Source organism: Oribacterium sp. P9 (assembly GCF_046365365.1).
Taxonomy (GTDB): Bacteria; Bacillota; Clostridia; order Lachnospirales; family Lachnospiraceae; genus Oribacterium.
In genome coordinates, this window is record NZ_JBKEIS010000010.1 from 44,279 (window position 1) to 68,097 (window position 23,819).

The window sequence follows — 23,819 nt, forward strand, 5'->3', positions numbered from 1 at the left end:
CCCCATTAACTGGCGCGCGGCAACAAAAAGTGGCAGGCTCCGTGATGGAGTCTGCCACTTTTAAAAATCATATTCACTTCATGCCGAGTCGCACGAGGCCGATGACCTTTCCGAGGATCTGGCAGTCCGGAACGATGATCGGATCCATGCTGTCGTTTTCCGGCTGGAGACGGATGTGGTCCTTTTCCTTATAGAAGCGCTTCACGGTCGCACTGTCGTCGACCAGCGCGACGATGATCTCGCCGTTCTCGCAGGTGTTCTGCTGCTCCACGATCACACGGTCACCGCTGAGGATACCACAGTTGATCATGGAATCACCCTTCACGGTGAGCATGAAGACCTTCTTATTCGGCAGCATATCGACCGGCATCGGATAGTAATCCGTGATGTTCTCCTCCGCAAGCAGCGGTAGACCGGCAGCTACCGTACCGACCAGCGGAATCTCTGCGATCTCCCGCTCAGAAGAGGTCACTGTCGCACTCGCGGCACGCTCCGCGAAGGAATCACGCATCGTATCCTGACGGAACTCCTTCTCCGTGATCATCAGCGCACGAGGATGCGCCGGGTCCTTCTTGATGAGGCCCATCGTCTCGAGGTCGTTAATATACGTAAATACACTGGATGTAGACTTGAGTCCGACGGCCGCGCAGATATCACGCACGGATGGCGGGTAGTTCCGCTCCAGCACACACTGCTTGATATAGTCAAACACGGCCTGCTGCTTCGGCGTCATATGATTCGGATCTGGCTGCTTCTTATGTCTGCCCATGGTATACTCCTTTTCATTCTATGTTGTTTCCATAATACCACGAACAGGCGTTCATTGCAAGACAAACATAAACATCTGTACTTAGAAATGACGACTGGATGTAACTGTTCAGGCAGGAGCCCAGGATCCTTGCCTTTGACTTCGCTATAGACCGTCTTTTCGTGTGGCGCCATCAGAGAATCGGCATGATGACATTGACCCAGAACCAGCTGATCGGCATCACGAGGACCATCGCCGGAATCATATCTGCGGTCGGGAACATCTTCACCTTGATCATGCGGAAGCCGGTCGCAAGGAGCAGGATGCCGCCGCAGGCCTTGAAGTCACCGATCATCGCCGGGGTCGTCAGCGGATAGATCACGCCTGCGAGTACGTACAGCAGCATGAAAATCACGAACTGCGGAAGCGCGATGAAGGACACGACCGGACCGAGGAGACAGGCGAAGATCATCGCCGTAAAGATATCGAGGATGGACTTCGCGATGAGGATCGTCTGATCGCCGGTCATGCCGGCCACGATCGACCCATAGATGCCGGTGCCGCTCGCACAGAACAGCACGATGATCGTGATCAGTGTCGCACGGAACTCCTCCTCACTGATCGCGGACTCCTTTTTCGGCAGGACCTTCGAAACCAAGCCCTCCATCACGGCGCATCCCTTCGCGATGAGCGCACCGAAATGAATCGCGAGACCGATCGCCGTGCCGACCACCACGGAGAAGATGACCGCCGGCATATTTTCCATGAGCACGATGCTGCTGATGCCCATCGTCATGGCACAGACGCCGAAGATCATATTCAGATTTTCCTTGAAATCGAGGCTCAGCTTATGGCCGACCAGCGTGCCGACGAGTCCTCCGATCGCAACCGATAGTACATTGATGATGATTCCTGTAGGCAAGGTCACAGCTCCTCCACTGATACGATCTTCTTTCCATCCGACCAGATGCGCTCGAGGTCGTAGAAGAGACGCTGCTCCTTATCGAAGATGTGCACGATGATATCGTTGTAGTCGAGGAGGATCCAGCCGCTGTTGGTCACACCCTCACGGCGGCGAAGCTCGTAGCCGTGCTGTGCCATCTTATCCTCGACCTCGTCGCAGAGTGCATCCACCTGACGGATATTGTCCGCGGTCGCGATCACGAAATAATCCGCGATGACCGACACGCCGCCGATGTCCATGATGGAGATGTCCTTGCCCTGCTTCTCCTCGAGTGCAGCGTAGACTACCTTTACCATATCCTTTGAATTACTCATTTCGTTCTCCTTTTTCTAAGGTTTTCTATGTCTGTTTAATGCCGGCGGCTGCTCGTGTACCGCTCCGGCTTGCGAAGGCCCGCCACTGTAGGAAGCCTCAGGCTGTCAGTACATCAATCCGAAACCGTCAGGCCTCTCTCCTGCATCCGTGTGCGGTAGTACTGATAGGTATCGTACGAATCCTTACAGATGTAGCCGCCGGATGCCTCGAGGTAGTGGATCGTATCGTGATTGATCTCATAGACCGCTCGCTCGAGGTCAGTAAATGCGAGCTGCCGGATCTCCGGGAGCCGTGCCGCCTTATCCCGCCGCGCCTCGATGTAGTCTGCCGTAAACACGATGGCCTCCAGAAGGCTCATATCCGGCTTTCCAAGCGTGTGGAAGTAAATGGCGGACAGAATCTCCGGATCCTCGATCCCGAAGCAGGTACGGGCGTACGTGGCGCCGTAGACGCTGTGAATCACCTGCGGTGCCCGCAGCATATCCTCCGTCAGCGCCACGCCGTCCTGCGCGCACGCCTTCAGGAGCTCCTCGTTCGAAAACTGCTTCGCACAGTCATGCACGAGCCCCGCAAGCTCCGCCTGATGGAGATCCACGCCATAGCGCATCGCGAGGCAGATACAGGTGAAACTCACACTCAGCGAATGCTCATAGCGCGACGGCTTCAGCATCGTCTGCAGCTTCGCACGGATCTTCAGGATGTTCTCCAGATCGGTCTGTCCGTTTTCAGTACCCATATGATTTCCCATAATGCTCCTTTCTTAGCCGCTGCCCCGGAGGGCCGGCAATGGAGGCCATACGGAGAGACCGTGTGAAATCAAGCCGGGTCCCCTTAGCGGCACTTGGTGTTATCTCTCCTTGGAACCCTCTAGCAACGCTGAGTTTTCATCAAGAAAACTCAGCGATTGCAGAGGGCCTAGTGCCGCTTAGGGTCCCCGGCTTAGAGTTCACCGGTCTCGGAGTACTGTGCCTCCATTGCCGGCCCCTCCGGGCAGCGCTCTGCACTGAACTTCAGCGATACAGCTGATGCGCCTCGATGTACGCCGCGACGGCCGCCGGCACGAGCGCGGTGATGTCCTCGCCGCGCGCCGCCCGCGCACGGATCTCCGTACTCGAGATATCCATCTCCTCGAACGGAAGCACCGCGACATCCGCGCCATAGCACTCCTCGAGATAACGCACCTGAGCCCCGAAACTCCGCGGCCGGTCCGCATACTCCCGCTCTGCCGCCACCAGCGTTGCAAGACGCAGGATCGTCTCCGGCGCATGCCAGCGCTCGAGCTGGTAGAGGGAGTCCGAGCCGACGATGAAGTAGAAGTGTACGTCCGGATACCGCGCATGCAGTATGGTCAATGTCTCTGACGTGTAGGTTTCACCGCTCCGTTCCATCTCGAGCCGCGACAGGCGGAAGCCCGGATGACCCTCGATGGCGAGCGCCGTCATCGCCGCACGATCGGCGGCCGGACTTACCTTCCGGCTGTGCTTCAGGTACGGATCCCCGGCCGGCATAAACCAGACCTCATCGAGCGAGAGCTGAGCCTTCGCACACTCCGCAAGCGCGATATGCGCGTGATGGATCGGGTCGAAGGTCCCGCCCATGATCCCCACGCGTTTCCTGTTCTCCTTCTCCATCGCCTGCCTCACTTTCTATCCGCACCTGGACTGAAATCCAGCTGCACCGCATAAACCATCTGTGCAGTCTGTCCCGTCGTACGCACCCGCGTCCGCAGATGCATCCTCACGGCGATCACTCGCCGTCAAACACGTTATCGAACTCCTCGTCGTCTTCCTCGACGAAACGAAGACTGAAACCGCCAGATCTCGCTGCATTCTTCGCATCCGCGATCTCCTGCTTGTGACCGGGACGCTTCGTACCCTTCGTCTGCTTCTCGAGCTCTGCCTTCGAGGTCTCGTACTTCCGCTTCTTGAAATCCGGATTCGGCTTATACAGCACGATCTTCCGACCGATCACCTGTACCACCTCGGACTGTGTACGTCCCGCAAGTGTATACGCGATCTCATTCGCATCATCATCGCAGTTCTTCAGAATATTGATCTTGATGAGCTCGTTCTTCACGATGTTCTCACGAACCGCATCGATAAACTCCGGTGTCAGGCTGTTCTTACCGATGGAAAGCACCGGCTCGATGGTCATAGCTGCGCCCTTCAGCTGAGAACGCATCTTACTGTCTCTGATATATTTCTTCATTTTATTCTCCTGTGTTCAACGATTTCACCTTCCCATGCCCCGGATCAGACTCCTCGACCGCTGCGTCCGGTGAAACCGTACATCTCTGTTCCCGCTTAGTTCTCTGTGTCATCCTCGTCGCTGAGCTCGAGGGCCTCTGCGTAGTCGTCCTCGTTACCCTCGTTGTAGCCAATACCTTCGTCCTCGACCTCGTCACCCTTCTCCGCATGTCGCTTCGGGAAGGCCAGATCGATGGCCGACTGGAGGTCGCCCTCCTCATACGCATCGGTATCATAGAACTCGAAGGTATGACCATAGATCTTGATGGTATCGCCCTCCTGGATGCCCATCTTCTTCAGCTTCCGGATGATGCCCTGATCCACCAGGAACTGCTGGAAGAACTCGAAGCCCTTCTCTGCCTGCAGGTTCGTATAGCCGAGCATCTTCTCGATCTTCGGACCCTCGACGGAGTAGGTATCCGCATTCAGCTTCTTGAACTCGATGGCGAGCTGCTCCTTATGACCGAGCGTCTCGAGATCGACCTCGCTCTCATAGACCTCCGTCTTCTCCGCACCCGCTGCCTCGACATAGGTCCAGGCGGCCTCGAGCAGATCGCGAAGACCAGTATTCGTCGCTGCAGAAATTGCAAAGACCTTCACGCCCTGTGGCTCGTAGATCTCCTTGATGCGCGTGAGTGCACAGTCCGTCCCCTGCTCATCGATGATGAGATCCGTCTTATTGCATGCGATGATCATCGGCTTCTGGAGAATCCGCGGATCATACTTCGCGATCTCATCATTGATCGTCCGAATATCCTCGACCGGATCTCTGCCCTCCGAGCCGGAAGCATCGACCACGTGGATCAGCACCTTACAACGCTCGATATGACGCAGGAACTCGTGACCGAGGCCGACCCCCTCCGAGGCACCCTCGATGAGACCCGGAATGTCCGCCATGACGAAGCTGCGGTCGCCCTTCAGGCCGACCACACCGAGATGCGGCGTCAGCGTCGTGAAGTGATAGTTCGCGATCTCCGGACGCGCATTACTGCACATCGAAAGAATCGTCGACTTACCCACGTTCGGAAGACCGACGAGACCGACATCCGCGATCACACGAAGCTCCATCTGTACCCAGAGCTCACGGGAATCCTGACCCGGCTGCGCGAACTTCGGTGCCTGCATGGCCGGTGTCGCGAAATGCATATTACCGAGACCGCCCTTACCGCCCTTCAGCAGAACCATACGCTGGTTCTCGCCGGACATATCCGCGATGATCTTCTTTGTCTCGAAATCACGAATGATCGTTCCCTCCGGAACACGGATCACCAGATCCTTACCATTCTTACCATGCATACGCTTTCCGCCGCCTTCTTCACCCGGCGTCGCGATATACTTCTGACGATTACGGAAATCCTCGAGCGTATTCAGACCCTTATCCACCTCGACGATGATATCACCGCCCTTACCGCCATCACCGCCATCCGGACCACCCGCCGGCACGTACAGCTCACGACGGAACGACACATGACCATTTCCGCCCTTACCACTCTTGATGAAAACCTTTGCAATATCTGCAAACATAGAATCTTTCTCCTTTCCCGACTGTATCCTAGCGCCAGCTACAGAAGCCGTCGCTAACAACCGGAGAGCCATTAATATAACAGATACATTATATACTATGTATTCACAAAACAGAAGCCGAAGCATGGCGGGCACTAGCTTGCGCATTCAAAGAACAGGTTCTGCTTTATGGTACGTGTTCTGGCATACAGCTTGCTGCTATGACAGACGCGAACCATAAAGCAGGTTCTGTACTTTGAACTAAGTGAGCAGTGCCCACCATGTTCGGCTTCGTACGGAACATAATATAGGTAGCAAAAACCCTGTACTGAAGATTCAGTACAGGGTTTGATTCTTGTAGAAGCGCTCAGTAAATTACTCAGCATCCACTGGCATAACGGAAACCTGCTTCTTGTCTCTGCCGAGGCGGCCGAACTTAACGACGCCATCAACCTTTGCAAAAAGAGTGTAGTCATTGCCGAGACCTACATTAAGACCCGGGTGAATTCTTGTTCCGTTCTGCTTGTAAAGAACATTGCCAGCCTTTACGAACTGACCATCTGCTCTCTTCTGTCCAAGTCTCTTGGACTCCGAATCTCTACCATTCTTGGTAGAGCCCATACCTTTATGATGAGCCATGATTATCCTCCAAAAAACAAACTGATTAGCCGATAGAATCGATCTTTACTTCTGTAAAGAGCTGTCTGTGACCATTCTTCTTATGGTATCCAGACTTTCTCTTGTACTTGTAAACGATCACCTTCTTGGCCTTGCCATTCTTAGTTACAGTGGCAGATACCTTAGCACCATCAACGACCGGTGTACCGATCTTCATAGCGCCATCATTAAGAACAAGCACCTGATCGAAAGTAACCTTGTCGCCTTCCTTTACATCAAGCTTCTCAACTCTAATGATATCGCCTTCGCTTACCTTGTACTGCTTTCCACCTGTAAGGATTACTGCATACATTACGAGGGTCCTCCTTTTTATCATTACTCGCTGGCTTCGGTGGTGTTTTCACACACTTCTACCTCGCCACGCGGCATACTCATATAAATTACTCTTCCATACTCGATTTGTCAATAAGTTTTGCAAAATTTATTTCACAGGATTCGACCCTCCGTAACAGTTCAGACGACAGGGAGGGGACCCGGAGGGCCCCATCATCTGAACGGTTACGACCTCCGGGCCTTATTCGATCAGTTTCCGATAGTACGGATAGTTCGCCGTCACCTCACTCACCGACACGTTATTCGCGCCGGAGTTCTCATGGATAACGATCATGTTTCCGTTGCCGGCCCAATGCAGGAACATCACGACATGCGAGTCCGCGCCGACACGAACGATGATATCGCCCGGCTGCAGCTCCGATCGCCGGATCTTCTGTCCCTCACCGATGAGCGTCGCCGTACTGCTCGCACCATTCAACCGGTTCCCGATCGCCGACCAGTAGACCCACTGTACCCAGCCGGAGCAGTCGAGCCCCCGCAGCACACGTCCCTTATAGTCCGCCTCGATGACACGACCGAAGCCGTTCTTCTCATAGCTCGCCGCACTCGCCTTTCCGCCCCAGTAATACGGGATCTTGCCGACCGATGAAAGCGCAAATTTGATAACCGCCTTCCGCGCCTCTGAAATATCGTCCGGCAGCGAGGACAGGTACTTCGAGATCTCCTCCTCTGTCAGCGGCTGCTTCGGATTGATGGTCGAGATCGAGAGACCATAGGTCTTGAACCAGTCCTGCGAAATCAGCTTCTGCACATAGCCCATCTGCTCCTCGGTCCAGCCATTCCAGCCATTCCGCGCGAGCGCTGCATCGAGGCTCTTCGTCGCCTCGTTTTCGTCCTGATCATCCGCCGAGAGCGCCACCGTGCGGAGGCCCTTCGCATCCTCGAAGCCGTAGATCGTCACCTTCACATAGAGGTCCACATGCCCCGGACAGTAGTTCTTGCTCTTGACATCGGTCTCCGTGTTCGCGCTCTGCTTCTCCTCTTCGGCTGCGAGGCTCTGCTGCACGAGCTGGCGAAGCGTATTCTCGTCCATGTTCTTGAGCTGCTCCCCCGTGAAGGCACCAATCACGGTCTGCGCGCTGTCGGCCAATGCAGTCGTCGACTGAACGTCACCACCCACACTGCTGTTCGCGTCCGCTGCGGTTGTCGCCTGCTTATTCACCTCATCGATGCCCTTACCGGCCTCATAGCCCGCATAGCGCTTCTTTTTCTGCCCGTTCTCGTCCGTCTCGTACGTCGTATCCTCGGTACTCGTCGGCGTCGTCTGAGAAACGGCAGCCTGCGTCTCACTCGCTTCGGTCGAAACCGCTGCTGTCTCCGGCACGGCACTCGCGGCTGCAGTATCACTGTCTCCGAAGACCAGCATGCTGCTGGTCAGGGAAGCCGCTGCACGCGCGTTTTTCTGCGCCTCCGCATACTCCCTCGCCGTACCATAGCTGCCCGGCGCACCATAGTGAACGCCATCCAGTGATGCCAGCGTCTCCTGCGCGGCCTGCGCGCTGCGCTTCGACATCTTCTTCACCGGCTTCATCGCCCCGAGCACCAGCATGCCACTGTTGCCGGACGCGGCCTGCGTCTGTGCGGCTGCCGCCTGGGTCTGGGACTGGGTCGGTGCAGCAGTCTGTGCCGGTGCTGCCGTCTGTGCGACTGCCTGCGTCTGGGCTTCCGTCGAGGCCGCCGCACTCTCCGGCACACTCGTCACTGCACTCTGGCTGCCTGCGCTTCCGCTGCCGCTGCCATCCGAGTGAAAGATGATCCCCTTGCCGCCGGCATTGCCCTCGGCGTCGATCTGGGTTTCATAGTTCTTCATCTCCGCCGTCGTCGTGGTGCTGTCACCCGTCAGATTCAGTACCTGCTGGTTCTCAGCGGAAATCGCCGCGCTGCCCGCGGACAGTGCGTCCTGCGTGAGGAGTCCCTCGCTCCGGTTCGTCGCCGCCTGAAGCTGCAGCTTCAGCGCAGCCAGTGCCTCCTCGACCTTCTTCGCATCATCCGCCTCTTCCTTCGCCGTCCGGTTGATACAGCCGCTGTCGTAGTAGACCTTGCCGATGCTGATCGTGTAGCTTCTGGACTTGCTGTACAGCTCCTCACAGTACTTCTCGAAGGTATCGACGTCGAGGTAGTTGTGTGCGTAGCAGTACACGGACGCCATCGCCATGATGTCCTTGACGTTCGAGTACTCGTTCACCTGCTCGCCATCTGCGTTGTAGAAGGAGACATTGACATTTTTAAAGTTCGGGATGTACCAGGTCGAGGCATCATTCGGATCCTGCCCGCCGGCGTTCGGGTTATACTTACCCATGACGCGGCTTGAGCTCACGCCGAGGCGCTTCGCGAGATTGAGCGGCGATACGCCCGCCTCATCGTAGATCTTCGCCAGGTACTCGTTATCCGCCGTCATCAGCTTCTGGTACACCTCACCGGCGTAGCTGTGGATGGTATCGCTGGTATCCGCGCCGTCGCGGTAGAAGTACGCGAGGTTCAGCTTATCCGGCGCCGGCTGGAACTGCGACGCGCTCTCACTGTCCATGAGGTTCGCGAGGGAGGAACGCAGCCCACCGAAATTGAGGCCGTTCGCCTTCGGCAGCTCGCTGAGCGTGGCCAATGTTTCCTCCTCGACGACAGTCTCGGCCTCTGTTTCTTCAGCCGCCGTCTCCGTCGGTGCTGCGCCGTAGTGCTGGGCCGCGATGGACACAACAAGACCGGCAGCCAGTAAAACTGCTGTGGCTGCCGTCTGCTTTTTATTCATATGTAAATGGGAATCTTTAATTTTCATAGGCTTCATCATAGCACAGCTCAGCGCCCGAATATTTTAATTTTTCTTGAATTTCAGCGAAGGGTCCCCTGCCTTAACTGTTATATTTATTCCGAAGCTTCGTCAGAAGCTCCTCGAAATACGCCGGATACGGCGAGCTGAACTCGACGTACTCCCCGGTCCGCGGATGAATGAAGCCCAGCACCTGGGCATGGAGACATTGGCCCTCTAGATCAAACGGGCACTTCTTCGGCCCATAGACCTCGTCTCCGAGCAGCGGATGGCCGATAGAGGCCATGTGCACACGGATCTGATGCGTACGCCCTGTCTCCAGCGTGCACTGCACGAGGGTGTAGGCCCCGCCGAAGCGCTCGAGTACGTGATAGTGCGTCACCGCCGGGCGGCCGTTCAGCTCATCGATGGCTTGCTTCTTCCGGTCCTTCTTCGAGCGGCCGAGCGGTGCATCCACGGTGCCCTCGTCCTCCCGGAGGTTCCCGATCACGATCGCCACATAACGGCGGGTGATGGAGTGGACCTTCAGCTGCGCCGCGAGTGATTTATGAGCCTGATCATTCTTGCAGACCACAAGCAGTCCCGTCGTGTTCATATCGATGCGGTGGACGATGCCCGGACGCATCACCCCGTTGATGGAGCTCAGCTCCGAACCACAGTGATACATCACTGCATTCACGAGCGTGCCCTGCGCATGCCCCGCCGCCGGATGCACGACCATCCCCTTCGGCTTATTCACGATCAGCACATCCTGATCCTCGTAGATGATATCGAGCGGGATGTCCTCCGGCTCCACGTCGAGGGCGACCGGTGCCGGCAGGTCCAGCGACAGTACATCGCCTGCCTTCAGCTTCGTGCTCGCCTTCGCCGGCTTTCCGTTCAGAAGGATACGCTCCTCCTTCAGCAGCTTCGCCGCATAGCTCCGCGAGATCTCCGGCTCCTTCAGCGTCGCGAGATACTGATCGATCCGGACCGGACACAGCGCCGATGGTACACGGATTTCTACGAAATTCATCTCACACCTCTTTGCTGCGATGCAGGAAGCCAAGTTCCTCATCCTTATAGTAGAAAAGGAAAAGCACGACCATCAGGGCGCAGCCCACCGTAACGTAGATATCGGCGACATTGAACACCGGAAAATCGATCGGGCTGAAATAGATGAAATCGACGACATACTGCTGACGGACACGATCGATGAAATTACCGATCGCACCCGAAAAAATCAGCTCGCATACGAGCAGCAGCGGCAGAAAATGCCGGTCTCCCTGCGGGATGCGGTGCACGACATAGACGATGCCGCACAGCACCACCACGGTGATGATATAGAAGAAAATCTGTGCCCCCTGCAGGCTGCCGAACGCTGCCCCGCGGTTCTCGATATACAGAAGGTACAGCACATTCCGGATGATCGGCACACGGTCTGCCCCCATGAGATGCTCTACCGCAAGCTGCTTCGTGAACTGATCGAGACCGACCAGCAGCAACGCAAGCAGCAGAAAAATACCCCAACGTTTCAAATTCTCTTTCATCTTACTCCCTGTTTTCCAGTGCTTCGCCCGCCTTTCACGGCCGCCGCACGGTTCTCATCCCGTGGCATAAATCAGCGCACCGACAGCGCCCGGCCCGCACTCCATGTTTTGTTCTCAGTCTGTCTGCATGATGGACCGAAGCCCCTCGAGCATCTGCGCATCCGACACGGCAAGATCGATATAGGCCTCGCCGAGCTGCCGAAGCAGGATGAAGCGCACATGACCATGGTCCATCTTCTTATCCTTCCGCGTCGCCTGGAGGATCTCCTCCTGGTTCATCGCCCGGCAGCGGGTCTCGAGACCGACCGCCGCCATCAGTCGCTCAATGCTGTCGACCTCCGCCGCCGTCATCGTCCCGGAAATCTGCATCGCCGCGAGACAGCCGAACGCCACGCACTGGCCATGGCTGTAGCTGAAGTTCGAGCACTTCTCGATCGCATGTCCTAAGGTATGACCGAAGTTCAGCAGCTGACGCTCCCCCTTCTCGGTCGGATCGACCTCGACCACCGCACGCTTGATGAGATTACTCTGATAGACAGTCTCCATCAGTACGGCCATATCCCGAAGCTCCAGCTCCGCCTGATGTGCCTTCAGGTAGTCGAAGTAATCACGGCTCCGGATGAGGGCATGCTTGATGACCTCCCCCATACCGGAGGCATACTGGATCGCATCCAGACTCCGAAGTGTCGCCACATTGCTATAGACGAGCGACGGCATGTGGAAGGCACCGACCATGTTCTTATAGGCGCGGAAATCAACGCCCGTCTTTCCGCCGATCGAGCTGTCGACCTGAGAAAGCAGGGTCGTCGGAATCTGAATGAAACGGATCCCGCGCATATACGTCGCTGCCGCAAAGCCCGTCATATCCCCGACGACACCACCACCGAGGGCGACGAAGACATCATTTCGGTCGAAGCTCGCCTCGACCGCCGCCGCATAGATCTCCGCGATGGAATCTGTATTCTTATGCTCCTCCCCCGGCACCAGCACCAGCTCATGAAGCTCACGGAAGCACGGACGAAGCGCCGCGCGCACCTCCTCGAGATACAGCGGTGCCACATGCGCATCCGTCACGATCAGCGCACGCCGCTCACGAAGCCCCAGCGTCTCTACAGCCGCTGCCAGCCCCGCGAAACTCTCCTCGATATAAATCGAGTAGGAAAAAGCCCCCTGATACATCACATCTAATTCTCTCGCCATCGATCGATCCCCCTGCAAAAAACTCTTCTCATTCTATCATACAGATCCCATAAAATACAGTTCAGAAAACTACTCACTGAGATACCTTACAGTTACATCCGTAATCTTTCAGGCAGGTGCCCCGGAGGGCCGGCAACAGAAGCCATACGGAGCGGTCGTGAAAGATCAAGCCGGAGCCCCTTAGCGGCACTTGGTGTTATCTCTCCTTGGAACCCTCTGCAACGCTGAGTTTTCATAAAGAAAACTCAGTGATTGCAGAGGGCCTAGTGCCGCTTAGGGGCTTCGGCTTAGAGCTTTCCGAGCGCGCAGTACTGTGCTTCTGTTGCCGGCCCTCCGGGGCACCTGTCCTAAGATGTAAAAAACGGAGGGACCTGCGTCCCTCCGCCCTGTATCCGTTTCGATTAAACCCGAAGATTCAGACCACCGATGTTTACATCTGCGCTCGCTGCCAGAATATTCTGGAAATCACCGGACAACTCCACATTTGGCGGTGTCGCGATGAAAATATAGTTCGAGATCTTCTGAAGATTTCCCTCCAGAGAATACGCTGAACCGGATGTGAAATCGATGATGCGCTGCGCGATCTCCATATGAAGGCCCTCCATATTGAGAACGACCGCCTTCCCCTGAAGCAGGTAATCACAGATCTCTCTGGAATCATCCATCGAGGTCGGCTTGATCATGGTGACCTCCATACCTCTATGTGTCGGCTGCGGCTGTGACTGTGACTTTCTGGAGAAAAGTGTCGGCTTTAACGGGCGATCCTCTGCCCTGTCGTCGTCCATATCCTGCGACTTTGATCTCGTGAAGATGTTACCACCACGCTGTGACTCCTCATCATAATCGTCGTCATAATTATAATCGTCATCCAGATCGTAATCATCATCCTGATCGACGCGCATGGATTTCATGATATTACTGATAAAGCTCATTTACTTAACCCCCGTGTACACACAGTTTCCCTACTATTCATAAGGTCTATTTTATACAATTATCGTTCCTTGTCAATAAATACAACTCCGTGTTCTGACATGAAAACACAGAATAGTGAAATTTTACACCATTTTCACGGTTTGTAAAGTCTTAAATCACTGGTAAACGAGCTGTCCATCCTTCACGAGTGACGCATTCAGTACGATATGATCATAGACCGAGATGCCGTAATCTGTATTCTCGGCGACGACGAGGTAATCCGTGTTCTGCTCGATCGGCACGATCTGTCGGAAAATGCAGTAGCCACGGTTGATGTTGTAGACACCCTGCAGGGACTTCACCGGTCCCACCGGATAGGTCATCGTCGAGTCGAGCTGACCGCTCGCCGCCGCTTCCGGTCGCACGAGGATGTTATTCGTTCGGATCGAACTCGTATTACTGTCATCTGGAATGCTGAGGTAGCAGTACTGATCATCGATACGGTAGATGTCCGTCGGTACGAACTCGACGGAAGCACCGGAACCATCCTGAGCCACGGCCTCACGATAGAAGCCGGTGCTGCCATCCGGCCCCGTCGTCTTAAACGCCTTCGGAACGATATAGAAATCCTTCTCCGTAACCGCGGTCACTGGAATCTTGAGTCCCTTCTGATCATTCGTCACGATATCGAACTGGATGAAACGCTCGTCACAGAACTGTTCCATCAGCTCTGTAAAATCGAGCTGACCATAGCTGTTTCCATCCTTGCCCGTAAAGACCTGAAGCGTCGCGTTCACCGTCAGATCCGATTCTGTAAAGTGAACCTTTACACTCTTCACATCCTGATACTTCGCCTTCCCTGCGTCATCGAGCTGGAACACGAGACTCCACTTCTCACTGGTGATCAGCTTATACACCGGCTGACCGCTCTCCATCAGCGCACCCGGCTTCGTGATGTTCCGCTTATAACCACTCATCGTGAAGAGATCCGCGGTCACCGCGTCTGCCGTCAGCGCCTCATCACCGTCGATGGTATACGAGACCACTCCGGCCTGATCTGCACTCACCCGCACATAGTTGATACCGAGCTTCTGCAGTACATCATCGAGGTCCTGCGCATTCGCTACGCTGGAGTACTCGAGTGCAGACGCATCGAGGGCGTACTTCGTATTATACAGTGCAGAGAAATTGCTGTTTTTAAAGGACTGTGAAAACTGGGACAGACGATAGCGGATATCCGAGATCTGCTCACTCGTCATCTCCGTCGTAAGCTCCGGATGCTCCTTCAGATAGGACTGGAGTGCACCGGTCTCATCGATGGTATAGACATCACTGCCGACGGCCACTCTCCGGCCATCCTGGATATAGTAGTGCACATAGCCGGAGCTGGTTGCATTCACGGCCTGCTCCTGACGGATGGCGATGCCTGTATACTGCTGGTCACGGACGATGCTCCCCTTCTGAACCTCATAATATCGAATCTGGTCCCGGGAAACATAGGAGTATACACTAAAAACAATGTAGAGAAAGATAATCGCGAAGATTATCATCCCTACATTGAATTGAAATGGTCTTCTGTATTTAGCTGTAGATTTTACTTGCTGTTTAACGGCCATTGTGAACTGTGGATTAAAGCGCGATCGCTACATCCTTCTTAACGCTGTCAGGAAGCTCCTCGGCATCCATCGATACGCTCAGTACGAAGGTTACCTTGTACTTATCGCCGAGATCCTCTAAACGCTTGATGCAGTTTGTGATATCTGCGCCCTCAAGAGAAGAAAGCTTAAGGAAGCTGTCCAGGAACATGTACTCGAGGTCGTGATCCTGAGAAATAATACCGCTTACGAAGCCGATGAAAGCATCTTCGGAATCGATTGGGAACTCATTTACGTTAATAAGACGGATCTTATTACTGAGCTCATACATATGCTGTGCCGACTTATCAAGGAAATCCACGCTGCCGTTGGCTTCCTTCACTACTGAGTTTGCCTTATCAAGAAGCTGCTTGGTCTTACCTTTGCCTCTCTTGCCTACAATCAACTGTACCATAGTCAAGTACCTCCTAACTTTTGTAGGTTTAGTATATCTCATTCGGGGGTCTAATTCAAGGAGCAATCACAGAACATGGCTTCTAAAAATCCGAGCGCACACCCCGGAGAGCCGGCACCAGAAGCACAGTACTGCGCGCTCGGAAAGCTCTAAGTCGAAACCCATAAGCGGCACTAGGCCCTCTGCAATCACTGAGTTTTCTTTATGAAAACTCAGCGTTGCAGAGGGTTCCAAGGAGAGATGGCAAGGAGACGATGCCATCAGAAGCGCCTACGGCGCGGGCATCGTCGTTTGATTTTGCCACCACGGTGGCAAAACGGCCTCGCCGCCCGGGGGCATCCATGCGCTGAAGGCGCATGGATATTTACCAAGTGCCGCTAATGGGTTACGACTTGATCTTTCACGACCACTTCGTATGGCTTCTGGTGCCGGCTCTCCGGGGTGTAGCTCAGTGGATCTTCTCCAGTAGCATCGTCATATTTGCGTAGAGATCATCGCGGGTTTTCGCCTTCATGACGGTGCTGATGAACTCCTCGCCGGTGGCTTCTTTTTCCGTCGCCTGGGTGAGGCAGTAGCCGGCGGCCTTTGTGGTGCCGGTCTTTCCGCCGAGAACGCGGAGGCCGTCCGGTGTCTCGACTTCACCAAGCATGTACTTGTTCGAGACGGTCCACTCCTGCTTCTTCGGCATGCCGTTCGCGTCCTTGTACTCCGGATCGTAATGCACGCTTCCGACGATCTCACGGAAGGCGTCATACGCGAGGGCTGCATGCAACGTCAGGTAGATATCATACGGCGTCATATAGTGATTCTCGTCCGGCAGTCCGTTCACGTTTACGAAGTGACAGCCGGTGGCACCGATCTCCATTGCCGTTTCATTCATCATCTCCACGAAGGCGTCAACGGAGCCGGCCGTGGCCTCCGCGACAGCCACCGCGGCATCATTTCCGGACGGCAGCAGCATACCATAGAGAAGCTCCTCGATGGTGAGGGTCTCGCCCGGATGGATATAGGCCATGGAGGATCCGGAAACCGTGATTTTCGAGTTCTGCGTGACCGTGAACTCCTGCTGCAGGTCGTCGACATGCCGGAGGCACACGAGGGCCGTCATCACCTTCGTGATGGATGCCGGGTAGGTGCGGACATACGGATTCTTCGAGACGAGCACCTGTGGATCGTCGCCCTCGTTCGAGACGAGAAGGGCTGCCTCTGCTGTGAGGCCGTCTGCCCCGACCGCCTGCTTCGCATCTGGAAGCGCGAGTCCCTTCGAGAAGCCATCTGCGTGCTTCCCGGAGACGTCGCTGACGCTGACCGCATTCATGCGGGTGAGTCCCATGCGGATGTCATAGCTGTGCTCCAGCTTCTTTCGCCCGCAGCCGGCGAGCGGTATCATAAAAAGCAAGCATAAAAGAAACGGAAGGAGTCTTCGCTGGAAGCTCCCTCCGGATGGTTTCATGCTGCGATCGCGATTCTTTCGATTCTGTCTAAGCATGTATCTGTTTATCTCCTGTCGTAATCTTTGTTGCCCTGATCTCGCACCGAGCGGACCGTGAAACCGTACCGACGCGCTGCGCTTGCAGGCAGCGGTTTCAGCCGGGCCATGGTCAATGTCTACATCAGATGTTTCGCCACTCGAGATCGCCACGCTCCAGCGCCTTGATCAGAAGCTCGGCGGTCGCGAGGTTCGTCGCGATCGGGATATTGTAGCTGTCGCACAGACGAACGATGGAGTTGACCTCCGGCTCCTGTGCCTTCACATGTAACGGGTCACGCAGGAAAATCACCATATCGAGGTTTCCCTGCTCGATCTGTGATGCCAGCTGACGAGCGCCGCCCGTCTCTCCCGGAAGGAATTTATGTATACGAAGATTCGTGACCTCCTCGATGAGGAGTCCGGTGGTACCGGTCGCATAGAGCTCATGCTTGCTCAGGATGCCACGGTAGGCGATGCAGAAGTTCTGCATCAGCTTCTTCTTTGAATCATGTGCGATTAATCCGACATTCATTATTGAGACCTCTCTGACCTTACTTTTTCATTGTACAACATAGAAGCATGACGCCCTTCAAAAAGGAGCGTTGATTCACGCACGATTGCTTCTCTGCAATGCTACATTTAACACGATGCCCATACCGGCATAGACGGAAACCAGTGAACTTACGCCTCTCGAGAAAAAAGGAAGTGTGATGCCGGTATTCGGGAAGATTCCCGTGGTTACCGCAATGTGCGTATAGGTCTGAAAGCCGATCCATGCCATCATGCCGACACAGATCAGACGTCCACTGAGATTTCGAGCCTTCCTTGCTATTATAAGACATTCTACGATAATCAACAAGAATAATATGATAATTATCAGCGATCCACGGAAGCCGAGCTCCTCTCCCACGACTGCAAAAATGAAGTCATTATCCTCCTCCGCGAGGAAATTACCGTTTTTCACGGAAAAAATGGAGCTGTTGTAGAGCCCCTTGCCCGTCAGCTTTCCGGAGCCGATCGCCATCATGGAGTACATCTGCTGGTAGAAGGTCTGCGTGTTCTCCGACGGGTTCAGGAAGGTCAGGATACGCTGTGCCTGGTAGCCACGCAGCAGCGGGATCTTATCATAGAGGCCCGACCGGAACAGATAGACGAAGATCAGGGCGAAGGGAACGATGGCGAGGACCACACCGAGGATCCACCGGAAGCTGATATCCGACGCAAAGACCATGGCCGCTACGATGATCGTGATGATGATACTCGTACTCAGGTTCGGCTGCAGAAGGATCAGCAGGATCGGGATCATAAACCACACGAAGGCCATCAGCACGATGTGCGGCAGATTGATCTGGTCCTTCGCCCGCTGAAAGTAGGCAGCGAAGAACACGATGAGTCCGATCTTCACGAACTCGGCCGGCTGGACCTGTCCGATGACCGGCAGCTGTATCCAGCGGACCGCATCGTGTCCGGCGGCGGTTCCGTAGATCAGAACACCCGCGAGGAGCAGGACGCAGAACAGGTAGATCAGATTCGCCTGCTGCACGATCCAGCGATAGTCCACGAGCGACAGGGCGATGCAGATCGCCAGCCCGGCGAAGGAACCCAGGATCTGACGCACGACCTGTACGTCCCGAAAGCTCTCGGCACCGACCGCGGAGCGCATGACGAGCACGCCGAAGATGTTCAGCACGATCATATAGAGGACGAGCCGGAAATCATAATGCTTAAAATTGTAATCAAACCTCATATGTCTACTCTTCTATGAATGACTGCCTGTGCTGCGCAGCGCCTGTTGCATACACATGCGCACGCGCACACACGGAAAGGAAGGTGACGATGCTTAGTCGGAAACATTGACCAAGGAAACGTAGGACGCATCCCGTGAAAGGATGGCCTCGAGACTGTCCTTGCCATAGCAGTAATTGTATACGTTGTTTGCGAGACTCGCGGCGTTACCGGAGGAATATCCGTACGGGATGTTCACGGTGACGGCGATCTCCGGGTTGTCATACGGCGCGTAGGAAACGAAAACCGCATGGTTACCACGGTCCTCACGCTCCTGTGCGGTACCGGTCTTACCGGCGATCGGGATATTCTGACCGCTGAAGACGTTCTTCGCGACACCTTCCGTGATCATCTCACGGAGTCCGGTCTGGACCGCGTTCCAGGTTACCGTGCTGAACTCAAGCTGGTCCTTCACCTTCGGCTCGATCGTACGAAGCACGTTTCCGTCGGAGTCCGTCACCTTGTCGAGGATCGAGAGGTCGAAGACTGTGCCACGGTTTGCGACAGCGGTGATATAGCGGGCGTACTGCACGTTATTGTATGCATGATTACCCTGACCCATCGCAGAACGCTCCGGATCGTAATCCGAGATGTGCGGCTTCGTCTCATCGATTTCGACGCCCGAGAGGGAATCGAGTCCGAAGGCAGCGGCGTACTTTGCGATCCGCTCGAGACCGAGAGTCTGGCTGTAGATGCCGTTCGGATCCGTCGCCAGTCGATGGCCGACCTCGGCGAAGAAGAAGTTGCAGGAGTTCTTGATACCATCGATGATATTCTCCTCCCCATGCTTCTCCGGGTAGATCCAGCAGCGGATGTTCGGTACGACGTCCTTGTAGATACCGGTACAGTCGATGATGGTCGAGAGGTCGATGACGCCCTCTTCCATCGCCGCGATCGAGGTGATCGGCTTGAAGGCCGAACCAGGTGCGAGCTGGGTCTGGGTTGCGTTGTTGAGAAGCGGCAGGGACAGGTCCTTGTTCACCTTCGCGAGGTAATCACTGTCCGTGATCCGGTTGTTGTCGAAGCCCGGATAGGTCACGAGGGCCCGGATCTTTCCAGTCTTCACATCCGTCACGACGACCGAGCCGTTGCACGGATCCAGCGCAAGCTGTGCCGGGGTCAATGCAATCTGCCGGACCTTCTTCACGAGGAAGGTGTAGGCATAGTGCGCGTTGCCGGTCGAAAGCTGCAGGTAGGCCTGTGCATCCTCCGGGAGAACGCCCTGCTCAAAGAGCGCCATCAGTAAGAGGTAGCCCTGGAGGGTGTTGTCCGCGATTGCGTACTTATAAAGGACCTTGTCAAAATCCGTATCGTCCCGGAGCCGCTCCATCAGCTGCTCGACGAGCAGCTGGTAGATGTTCTCGGTATCATAGTAATCTTCGGAAAGCGACAGCTTCGAGGTATCGAGCCACGCCTCCTCGAGGCCGGCGATGATGAAGTCGTGGAGACTGATGGTGTCGTTTCGCCATGCCTGGTAGGCCTCCGAATCCTTAAACTTCTGATTCGAGCTCTGAATCATACCCGAGGCGTCACTCAGAAGATAGTCATAGATGTAGACGATGAAGGCCTGCATATCCTTCGGAAGCGCATTCAGTTCACTCGTACTCGGGTTCAGGAGCTCCTGCTCGATGCGCTGAAGCTTCTTTTCCTTATTGTCCGCGAAGATGTCCGCGATCTGGCGCTCGGCGCTGCCCGGCGCAGCCTCGGCGAAATGGGCGGAATCCAGCACGTTATTATTGATGAGCTGGAAGTAGGCGTCCTTCACCGGGATGGTGATCTGGGACTGCTTTACCTGCACGTTCTGCGGAGCATCCGATTCGACGATCTTCGATGCGAGTATGCCGGCCAGCTCCTGCTCGAGCAGGTGGTAGATCGCGATCTGGTCGTTCGCGGAGATGGTGGTATAGATATCATTGCCCGCCTTCGCCTCGGATTCCGAGACGACCTCGAGGACAGAGCCGACGGAGTTCAGGTACATCTCGCGGTAGCCCTTCTGTCCCTTCAGCTCGGACTCCATGCTCTTCTCGAGACCCCAGACGCCGACGGTGTCGTTCAGCTCGTAACCCTCATCGATCTTTCGGAGCTCTGCGAGCTGATCCTCCCGGACCTGGCCGGTATAGCCGACGATGTGGCTCAGGTACGGCGCATAGTTGTACTTTCGTACGGAAACATTTTCGATATCGACACCCTGCAGCTCGCCCTTCGCCTCGAGGATCTCCGCCATGCACTCCTTCGACACGTTCTTTACGATGGTCGTGGTCTGGTAGCGCTGGTAGGCGGTGAGACGCATGGTATAGAAGATGTTGATCATATCGAGGGCGGTCTCGTCATCGAGGACGATCGCCATGCCGTTTTCATCCTTGATGTTATCGAAGCGGTAACGACGCTTCGAGGTGTTGAAGGCCTCCTGTGCACTTACGTTAAAGTCCTTGGCGCTTAGGTCGGAGACATTGCGCCCGCGGATGTTCGCGATAAAGCGCTTCCGGTCATTTTCGGAGCTCGTCGTGAACTGAAACTCATGATTCTCATCGAGCCGGATTTTATACTGTCCGTCGACGGAATAGCCGTACTTCTCGATGATCTCCGTCAGGTGATACAGCATCAGATTCCGGCGGTTGATGCCCTGATCCGTCGTGTCGTAGGCACCGTTGTCGGCGATCGTGATGTTGTACTGAAGCTCGTTATACGCGAGGAGACGACCGTCGCGGTCATAGATATTGCCCCTCGTACCGACCGTGGTCACCTTCGTCAGGGTACGGTTCTGATAATCCGAGAGGTACTGGTCTCCGTTCACGATCTGCAGCTCGAACAGGCGTCCTGCGAGTACCGCAAATAAAAGCGTGAAAATCAGCCCCAGTGCAAAGAGACGGGAGCTGATGAAACGGATGATAAATTCTTTAACTGCGCTCAGTAATTCCTTGAACAATGAAGACTCCTCTAGCGTTCGATCCGCTCATGGGCGGAGAAGAAGAAACGATACAGTACCAGTGTGACGAGCAGTGAAAATACGATGGACGGCAATACGACGTGCAGTCCATAGTACAGAAGATTCAGCTTCAGTCGGATCAGGAAGCGGAACACATAGATGTAGATGTGGTAGATCATGAGATTAAATACGCACATGAACATCGGCAGGGTGATGTACTCTTCGTAGTAGAAGCGGCTGAAGAAGCCGTTGAGATAGCCGATCAGGACGAAGACCAGGCTGTAGAAGCCGAAGGGACCGGAATAGAAAAGGTCCATCAGGAGGCCGGCACCGAGTCCGTAGATCATGCCCGGCAGACTGCCGTGCAGGAAGCCGAAGGAGAAGGTCAGGATCAGCAGCAGGTTCGGGGAAGCGGCGAGAAACGGAATCAGCGGAAATACGCTGGTCTGAATCAGGAACGCAAGCCCCAGGGATGCGATATAAAAGAGGATACGAAGACGCTGCTTCGTCTTCCGCTTCAAAGGCTTCCATTTCGGTAATTTTCGTTTCGTAACTGCGTTCATATCCTATCCGACCTCACCCTGCATTCTCGTCTGTGCTCTCGTCAGAGGCACTCGTCTCGCCGGTGATGTCGCTGAGCGGCGTCAGCCCTTCCATCCCGGACCACTGTGAAGACGCCTCCGTGGACGCGATGCTCTGTCCGTCTGCTGCAGTGGCACTCTCCTCGGCGACAGCACTCTCCTCGGCGGCAGTACTCTCCTCTGCGGCCGTTGTGTCCGTCAGGTTCTTCATCAGGACATCCTGTCCCTCGTTCGTATCAAGGAAGTGGTCGGACTTTACATCCTTCAGCACGAGGACCTCGGTGAGATCATCGAAATCGGCTGCCGGAATCAGATAGCCGGTCTTCATCAGCTTCTTCTCGTCATCCTGGATATCGACGGCATAGCCGATGAGGATCCCCGGCATGAACTTCGAGGAGATGTTGGAGGTGACGATGCGGTCACCGTCCTGGATCGTCGCGTCCTTCTGCATGTCGGTGATGCGGAGCCGTCCCTGCTGGTAGAGGGTCAGGTCGCCGGCGACGATGCAGGTGCTGCTCGACTGCAGGCACATCGCAGAAACGCGGGACTCGTCGTCGATGATGGAACGGACGGTCGCGTAATTCAGGCCGACGTCGGTCACGATGCCGACGAGTCCACCGTTCGCCATGACGTTCTGATCGACGCGGATGCCGTCCTGGGAGCCCTTATCGATACGAAAGACCTGGAACCAGTTCTCGGAATCCTTTGCGATGACGCGGGCGGCTACCTTCTCATACTGAAGGTAATCCTGATCCAGGGCATAAAGATCACGGAGGCGACTCAGCTCGCCCTCGTTCTGGGCGAGCCGGTTGTTCTCCTCCGTGAGCAGGTCGATCTGTTCATTTAAGCGCTTGTTCTCCTCCTGTACGGCCTTCAGGCTGCGATGGTCCTCGAGCTCCTCATAGAGCCCGTAGCCCACACGGTTCACGCCGGTCTGGAGCGGCACCAGCACATAGCCGATGGTGTTTCGGATCGGGTTCATGAGACCGTCCTTTACGCTCGAAAGGACGATCATCATGACGCATAGTACCGTAAGAACAATAAAGATATATTTACTCTTCCTGTTTTCCACTGATTAATTCCTGTTCTCTGAAGCTGATATAGCGATGGTCGCCGATGATGACATGATCGATGAGGCGGATCCCGACGAGCTGTGCGGCCTGCTCCAGCTCACGCGTGAACTTGATATCCTCCTCCGACGGTGCCGGATCTCCGCTCGGGTGATTGTGCACCATGATGAAGCAGGCGGCATGAATGCCGAGCGCTTCGATGAAGATCTCCCGTGATGAAATCGCAGAGCGACAGCAGGTGCCGGTCGAAAGGAGCTTATCCTTCAGAAGCTGCATCTGGTAGTCGAGGTAGAGGATGCGGACGACCTCATGATCGAGATACCGGAGATCCTCCATATAGTACTCTGCCACCAGCTCAGGGCGTGAAAACACGGTATGCTTCACTCTCTTCGCCCGCTGCCAGATGCGGTGCGCGATTTCACCGACGACGCTGAGCTGAACGGCCTTCACATAGCCGATCCCCTCCACCTGCCGGTACTCCTCCGGCGTAAAGTGCATCATCCCGACGAGTCCGTCAAATTCCGGATTCATGGACAGCACCTTTTCTGCCACCTCCAGCACTGTGTGATTCTTCGTGCCGGTGCGCAGCAGGATCGCGAGGAGCTCCGCGTCGGTAAGGCTCTCCGCCCCCAGCGTCATGCACTTCTCGTACGGCATCTCCTCAGGTTTCAGATTATTCCATTTACTACACATATTTACTCCTTGTCCCAGGGAAGAACATGGAGCCCACGATGCCTTATTCTAA

General features: G+C 55.3%; 21 protein-coding genes and 2 pseudogenes. All 23 read right to left on the minus strand.

All coding sequences use genetic code 11. The annotated features are described in order from the left end of the window. Window positions 1–73: 73 nt before the first annotated feature. The gene (lexA, locus tag ACK8P7_RS07450; RefSeq protein WP_410043588.1) at window positions 74–769 is read right to left on the minus strand and encodes a transcriptional repressor LexA; all 696 of its coding nucleotides are present in this window, start codon (window positions 767–769) and stop codon (window positions 74–76) included. Between the two features lie 172 nt (window positions 770–941). Further along, on the minus strand, window positions 942–1,670 hold the full coding sequence (locus ACK8P7_RS07455) for a DUF554 domain-containing protein (RefSeq protein WP_410043589.1): 729 nt from the start codon (window positions 1,668–1,670) through the stop codon (window positions 942–944). A 2-nt stretch (window positions 1,671–1,672) separates the two neighbouring features. After that, entirely contained in the window at window positions 1,673–2,026 is a 354-nt protein-coding gene (gene rsfS / locus ACK8P7_RS07460; protein ID WP_410043590.1) for a ribosome silencing factor, read from the minus strand. A 113-nt stretch (window positions 2,027–2,139) separates the two neighbouring features. Next, complete coding sequence (gene yqeK, locus ACK8P7_RS07465; RefSeq protein WP_410043591.1) at window positions 2,140–2,775, minus strand: bis(5'-nucleosyl)-tetraphosphatase (symmetrical) YqeK; 636 nt, start codon at window positions 2,773–2,775, stop codon at window positions 2,140–2,142. A 262-nt stretch (window positions 2,776–3,037) separates the two neighbouring features. Then, window positions 3,038–3,658, minus strand: coding sequence for a nicotinate-nucleotide adenylyltransferase (gene nadD / locus ACK8P7_RS07470; protein ID WP_410043592.1), 621 nt, complete (start codon window positions 3,656–3,658; stop codon window positions 3,038–3,040). A gap of 283 nt (window positions 3,659–3,941) precedes the next feature. Continuing rightward, window positions 3,942–4,235 (minus strand): annotated as a pseudogene (locus ACK8P7_RS07475) (YhbY family RNA-binding protein); the annotation flags it as partial. Window positions 4,236–4,330: 95 nt separating this feature from the next. Next, complete coding sequence (gene obgE / locus ACK8P7_RS07480) at window positions 4,331–5,797, minus strand: GTPase ObgE (RefSeq protein ID WP_410043593.1); 1,467 nt, start codon at window positions 5,795–5,797, stop codon at window positions 4,331–4,333. A gap of 354 nt (window positions 5,798–6,151) precedes the next feature. Continuing rightward, on the minus strand, window positions 6,152–6,415 hold the full coding sequence (gene rpmA, locus ACK8P7_RS07485; protein ID WP_410043594.1) for a 50S ribosomal protein L27: 264 nt from the start codon (window positions 6,413–6,415) through the stop codon (window positions 6,152–6,154). Window positions 6,416–6,440: 25 nt separating this feature from the next. Further along, window positions 6,441–6,746 carry a 50S ribosomal protein L21 gene (gene rplU / locus ACK8P7_RS07490; RefSeq protein ID WP_031553068.1) on the minus strand — a complete coding sequence of 102 codons (306 nt, stop codon included), beginning with the start codon at window positions 6,744–6,746 and terminating at the stop codon, window positions 6,441–6,443. A 222-nt stretch (window positions 6,747–6,968) separates the two neighbouring features. Continuing rightward, window positions 6,969–9,560, minus strand: a complete 2,592-nt coding sequence (locus ACK8P7_RS07495; RefSeq protein ID WP_410043595.1) for a C40 family peptidase — start codon at window positions 9,558–9,560, stop codon at window positions 6,969–6,971. Between the two features lie 73 nt (window positions 9,561–9,633). Further along, window positions 9,634–10,566: an RluA family pseudouridine synthase gene (locus tag ACK8P7_RS07500; protein ID WP_410043596.1), complete on the minus strand. Its 933-nt coding sequence runs from the start codon at window positions 10,564–10,566 to the stop codon at window positions 9,634–9,636. 1 nt (window position 10,567) lies between these two features. Next, window positions 10,568–11,080 carry a signal peptidase II gene (lspA, locus tag ACK8P7_RS07505; RefSeq protein ID WP_410043597.1) on the minus strand — a complete coding sequence of 171 codons (513 nt, stop codon included), beginning with the start codon at window positions 11,078–11,080 and terminating at the stop codon, window positions 10,568–10,570. A 114-nt stretch (window positions 11,081–11,194) separates the two neighbouring features. Beyond that, window positions 11,195–12,280 carry a 3-dehydroquinate synthase gene (gene aroB, locus ACK8P7_RS07510; protein WP_410043598.1) on the minus strand — a complete coding sequence of 362 codons (1,086 nt, stop codon included), beginning with the start codon at window positions 12,278–12,280 and terminating at the stop codon, window positions 11,195–11,197. 401 nt (window positions 12,281–12,681) lie between these two features. Continuing rightward, window positions 12,682–13,212, minus strand: coding sequence for a cell division protein SepF (locus ACK8P7_RS07515; RefSeq protein WP_410043599.1), 531 nt, complete (start codon window positions 13,210–13,212; stop codon window positions 12,682–12,684). A 156-nt stretch (window positions 13,213–13,368) separates the two neighbouring features. After that, window positions 13,369–14,808: an HlyD family efflux transporter periplasmic adaptor subunit gene (locus ACK8P7_RS07520; protein WP_410043600.1), complete on the minus strand. Its 1,440-nt coding sequence runs from the start codon at window positions 14,806–14,808 to the stop codon at window positions 13,369–13,371. Window positions 14,809–14,821: 13 nt separating this feature from the next. Next, the gene (locus ACK8P7_RS07525) at window positions 14,822–15,241 is read right to left on the minus strand and encodes a twitching motility protein PilT (RefSeq protein ID WP_410043601.1); all 420 of its coding nucleotides are present in this window, start codon (window positions 15,239–15,241) and stop codon (window positions 14,822–14,824) included. Between the two features lie 448 nt (window positions 15,242–15,689). Continuing rightward, on the minus strand, window positions 15,690–16,631 hold the full coding sequence (locus ACK8P7_RS07530) for a D-alanyl-D-alanine carboxypeptidase family protein (protein WP_410043613.1): 942 nt from the start codon (window positions 16,629–16,631) through the stop codon (window positions 15,690–15,692). 223 nt (window positions 16,632–16,854) lie between these two features. Further along, window positions 16,855–17,244 (minus strand): methylglyoxal synthase, encoded by a 390-nt coding sequence (locus tag ACK8P7_RS07535; RefSeq protein ID WP_410043602.1) that lies wholly within the window; start codon window positions 17,242–17,244, stop codon window positions 16,855–16,857. A 75-nt stretch (window positions 17,245–17,319) separates the two neighbouring features. Next, window positions 17,320–18,459 (minus strand): FtsW/RodA/SpoVE family cell cycle protein, encoded by a 1,140-nt coding sequence (locus ACK8P7_RS07540; RefSeq protein ID WP_410043603.1) that lies wholly within the window; start codon window positions 18,457–18,459, stop codon window positions 17,320–17,322. 93 nt (window positions 18,460–18,552) lie between these two features. After that, on the minus strand, window positions 18,553–21,423 hold the full coding sequence (locus tag ACK8P7_RS07545; protein ID WP_410043604.1) for a penicillin-binding transpeptidase domain-containing protein: 2,871 nt from the start codon (window positions 21,421–21,423) through the stop codon (window positions 18,553–18,555). Window positions 21,424–21,434: 11 nt separating this feature from the next. Then, a complete protein-coding gene (mreD, locus tag ACK8P7_RS07550; protein WP_410043605.1) occupies window positions 21,435–21,986 on the minus strand; it encodes a rod shape-determining protein MreD in 552 nt (183 codons plus the stop codon). Window positions 21,987–22,257: 271 nt separating this feature from the next. Then, window positions 22,258–23,076: pseudogene (gene mreC / locus ACK8P7_RS07555) on the minus strand (rod shape-determining protein MreC); the annotation flags it as partial. After that, the gene (radC, locus tag ACK8P7_RS07560; protein WP_410043606.1) at window positions 23,057–23,767 is read right to left on the minus strand and encodes a RadC family protein; all 711 of its coding nucleotides are present in this window, start codon (window positions 23,765–23,767) and stop codon (window positions 23,057–23,059) included. The pseudogene mreC and the gene radC, both read right to left, overlap by 20 nt. Between the last annotated feature and the right edge of the window lie 52 nt (window positions 23,768–23,819).